This window comes from Aeromonas sp. QDB62 (genome assembly GCF_027705695.1).
Taxonomy (GTDB): Bacteria; Pseudomonadota; Gammaproteobacteria; order Enterobacterales; family Aeromonadaceae; genus Aeromonas; species Aeromonas allosaccharophila.
This window is the reverse complement of sequence record NZ_JAPDCD010000097.1, coordinates 1-3,630: the sequence shown is the minus strand read 5'-3', so window position 1 is coordinate 3,630 and position 3,630 is coordinate 1. Positions and strand designations below refer to the sequence as shown.

At 56.3% G+C, this 3,630-nt stretch carries 3 protein-coding genes; 1 reads left to right on the top strand and 2 read right to left on the bottom strand.

What is annotated here, in order from left to right:
- Positions 1-222: 222 nt before the first annotated feature.
- Both OKC27_RS22505 and OKC27_RS22500 read right to left on the bottom strand, forming a co-directional pair.
- Positions 223-789, bottom strand: a complete 567-nt coding sequence (locus OKC27_RS22505) for a recombinase family protein (protein WP_003159185.1) — start codon at positions 787-789, stop codon at positions 223-225.
- A 128-nt stretch (positions 790-917) separates the two neighbouring features.
- On the bottom strand, positions 918-1,217 hold the full coding sequence (locus tag OKC27_RS22500; RefSeq protein WP_196240184.1) for a type II toxin-antitoxin system YafQ family toxin: 300 nt from the start codon (positions 1,215-1,217) through the stop codon (positions 918-920).
- A gap of 329 nt (positions 1,218-1,546) precedes the next feature.
- On the opposite strand from OKC27_RS22500, the gene OKC27_RS22495 reads away from it, so the two are divergent.
- Positions 1,547-3,544 (top strand): methyl-accepting chemotaxis protein, encoded by a 1,998-nt coding sequence (locus tag OKC27_RS22495; protein WP_182939684.1) that lies wholly within the window; start codon positions 1,547-1,549, stop codon positions 3,542-3,544.
- Positions 3,545-3,630 lie beyond the last annotated feature (86 nt).

Sequence of the window (3,630 nt, the reverse complement as noted above, 5' to 3'; positions counted from 1 at the left end):
CTGATGGATCCAACCCCTCCGCTGCTATAGTGCAGTCGGCTTCTGACGTTCAGTGCAGCCGTCTTCTGAAAACGACATTTGAACCGGGAACCTTCCCTTTTTGGCTAGGCGTGAAACAATGGTCATTTTCCCTATACCCAAAATGACCAGGAGGCCCGCATGAAAGTCGCACGCATCTACCTGCGCGTGAGTGTCATTTTCAGAAGACGACTGCACGGAATATCAGGAGTCGGCTGCACTGGTGGATTGCAGCGCGGTGTACAGGGCCGTCTTGCTCACCTTGAGCCGTGTAGCGGCCTCTCGGACATTAAGCCCGTTGGCGATGTGCTCCCGCGCTCGCTGCAACTTGTCGGCGGTGACAACCGGCTTTCGCCCGCCCTTCCTCCCACGAGCGGCGGCGGCAGTCAACCCGGCCTTGGTGCGCTCGCGGATCAAGTCGCGCTCGAACTGGCCCAGCGCGCCGAACACGTGGAAGATGAGCCGCCCGCCTGGCGTGGTGGTGTCGATGGCTTCCGTCAGAGAACGGAAGCCGACGCCTCGCGCTTCCAGCGCGCCTATCGTTTCGATTAGGTGCGGCATAGAGCGCCCGAGCCGATCCAGCCGCCAGACGGCCAGCACGTCGCCGTCGCGCAGGTAGGCCAGCGCATCAGCCAAGCCGGGGCGGTCGGCCTTGGCCCCGGAAGCCGTGTCCTCGAAAACGCGCTCGCAGCCTGCCTTGCGTAGCGCATCCGTCTGCAAGGCGGTGTCCTGTTCCGCCGTCGATACCCGCGCATAGCCGATCAGTGCCATTTGCCGCCTCTCTTGTCCGTCATTCCGTCCGCCTATCTTAATGTCCGACAACCCGTTGTGCAATAACTTTGCTGGACAGTGTCCGGCATGGCCGACTAATGATCGTTTGGCGGACAAGGCGACTGGCATCAGCCGAACAGCTCGCTATGGGAGCCAAGCCGCGCCAGTCGCAGGGTGTCGGCGTCGGACTTGCGGTAGATCAGCAGCAGGTCGGGCTTGATGTGGCATTCGCGGTAGCCCGCCCAATCGCCGGAAAGATCGTGGTCGCGGTATCGCACATCCAGGGGCTGATCGGTCGCCAGCGCGACCAGAACCGGCTTGAGGTCATCATTCGTGCAGCGGACTCCTGATACTGTTCGTTCAATAGACGACTGCACAACAGCCTTCAAACCGCGTTGTCTGGTGCAGTCGTCTTCTGAAAATGACAACAACGCCGGATTTCGGCCATGATTTCCATGGATAACACCCCAGATTCCCCGGCAAAAACGCCGGTAGGTTACACAACCCAGGGTGGCAACTATTGGACGCTGATCACCCCGGAAATCTGGAAAGGTTTGTACGCTGTTTTACAGCAATGGCCATGGGACACCTCGAGGTGGGCATCAGCCAGTTGCTTCGCGGCAAGTTGTCGGCGTCCTGGCTGGCGCAACGTGAGGCCTTGGTGGCAGGCTCGCCGTCCGGCGGCACAATTCGGGCAGACAGACTCGAATATCAGTTAGAATTTGGCTCAATATTTATGAACAATCAGGGGGCGTGAATGTTTGAAAAGACGAGTCTGAAAAGCCGTTTGTTGCTGATCGCCACCGTGCCGATTACGGTCATGTTGGTCCTTGGCCTAAGCGGAGCCTGGAACAAGTACTCAGATTATCAGTCTCGTGTTCAGGCAGAATCTCTGGTCAGCCTGGTCGTCGAGTTGGGTGAAACGGCGCATGAACTCCAGAATGAACGGGGCATTAGCTCCGGCTTCCTCAACAGCAATGGTAACAAATTTGCGGAGAACCTCACTGCGCAACGCAAACAATCCGATTCAGCCATCTTGCGCCTGAATGAAAGCATCCGGCGTATCGACGCGTCCATGGTCGGGCCGCGCTATATCAAACTTCTGGAAGCTGCGAACGAACCTTTGGCCGACCTCGTAAAAAAGCGCGAACAGATAACACGTCTCTCGCTTGAACCCGGTGAGTCCTTCCGCTTCTACAGCGAGACGATTTCGCAGTTACTGGAAATCGCGCTGCGTACCGGAAACCAGATGCCGTCATCGAAACTGTCACGCCTGTCGAATGCCAAACAGGCAGTATTGTTCTTGAAGGAACGCAACGGTCAGGAGCGGGCATTGGTAACCGGCGGCTTCAGCGCCGGGCGCCTGACTTCTGAACAATTCAGCACTTTTCAGAGTCTGATCAACGATCAGGCCACCTATTTGCGCCTGGCCATCGGGTACGCCACGCCGGATCAGGAAAAACTACTGAGTGCCAAGCTAGCCGAGCCGATTTTCAAGGAAGTGGGCACCATCGAACAGATGGTCAAGGACAAGGGTGCAAATGCCGAGCTGGTCTATTCCCCGGAGGACTGGTTTGCCAAAATCACTGCAAAAATTGACCTGCTGAGGACGGTCGAGGAAAGCTACACAAAGGATATCCAGCAGGAAATCCACGCGAATATGGATGCAGATCGTGATGCATTCGTTTCGTACGCCAGCCTGCTTCTGGTAGCTGTCGGCCTGACCCTGTGGATTTGCTTTGCCATTGTCCGCAACCTGCTAGAATCGTTGGGTGGAGAGCCCGAGTACGCCTCCGGGGTTGCCCGGAGAATAGCCAAAGGCGATCTGTCGGCAACGATCAACCTCCAGTCCAACGATACGACAAGCCTTCTGGCTTCTATGAAGTCGATGCAGGACGGGTTGCGTGAAATGGTCGAACAAATCGTCGTAGCGACGGTTCAACTGGCTGGTTTCGCCAAGCAATTGTCGGCCTCATCGCATCAAGTGCATGAGGCAACTAACCAGCAGACAGATGCCGCAGCGGCTGTCGCGGCGACGGTCGAAGAGATGACGGTCAGCATCGGCCACATATCGGACAATACGGTGGACGTAATCAAGAGTGCAATTGATTCAAAGCAGATGGCCGAAGAAGGGGAGCTGTTTGCCCAGAAAACGGTCGCTGAAATGAACAAGATCGTCGAAAACGTCAATCAGTCATCGAATTTCATGCAAGCCCTTGACGAGCAATCCCACAAGATTGCGGATATCGTCAATGTCATCAAGAAGATTGCCGACCAGACCAATCTGCTGGCGCTCAACGCGGCCATCGAAGCTGCACGGGCTGGGGAGCAGGGGCGAGGCTTTGCCGTGGTCGCCGACGAGGTGCGAAAGCTGGCCGAACGCACGAAACTCTCCACCCAGGACATCGCCACCATGATCGAAGCGATACGCAACGGCACGATGCAGGCGGTGGAAAGCATGGTGCAAGGAACTGTTATGGTCAATGAGGGCATGGAACTCGTTAGAAATACGGGGAATTCCATGGCGACTATTCATGGCAGCACCGACAATGTTCTGGCAGCAATCGATGGCATTTCCACCTCGCTTCGCGAGCAAAGCTATGCGAATAATGAGATCGCCAAGAGTGTCGAAAACATCGCGCAGATGTCGGAGCGGAATTATGCAGCGATCCGTGATGTAGTGTCCTCCGCTGATCAGATTCAGATGCTTTCCGAAGCCTTGCGCCAATCAGCGGCCCGGTTTCGCATCAGGTAAGCAGGCACGCAATGCTCTCAACTTTAGCTTATAGCCCTTGTGAACCCTATGGGAAACGGGTAAAATGGCGTTCGTTAAGTCATTGA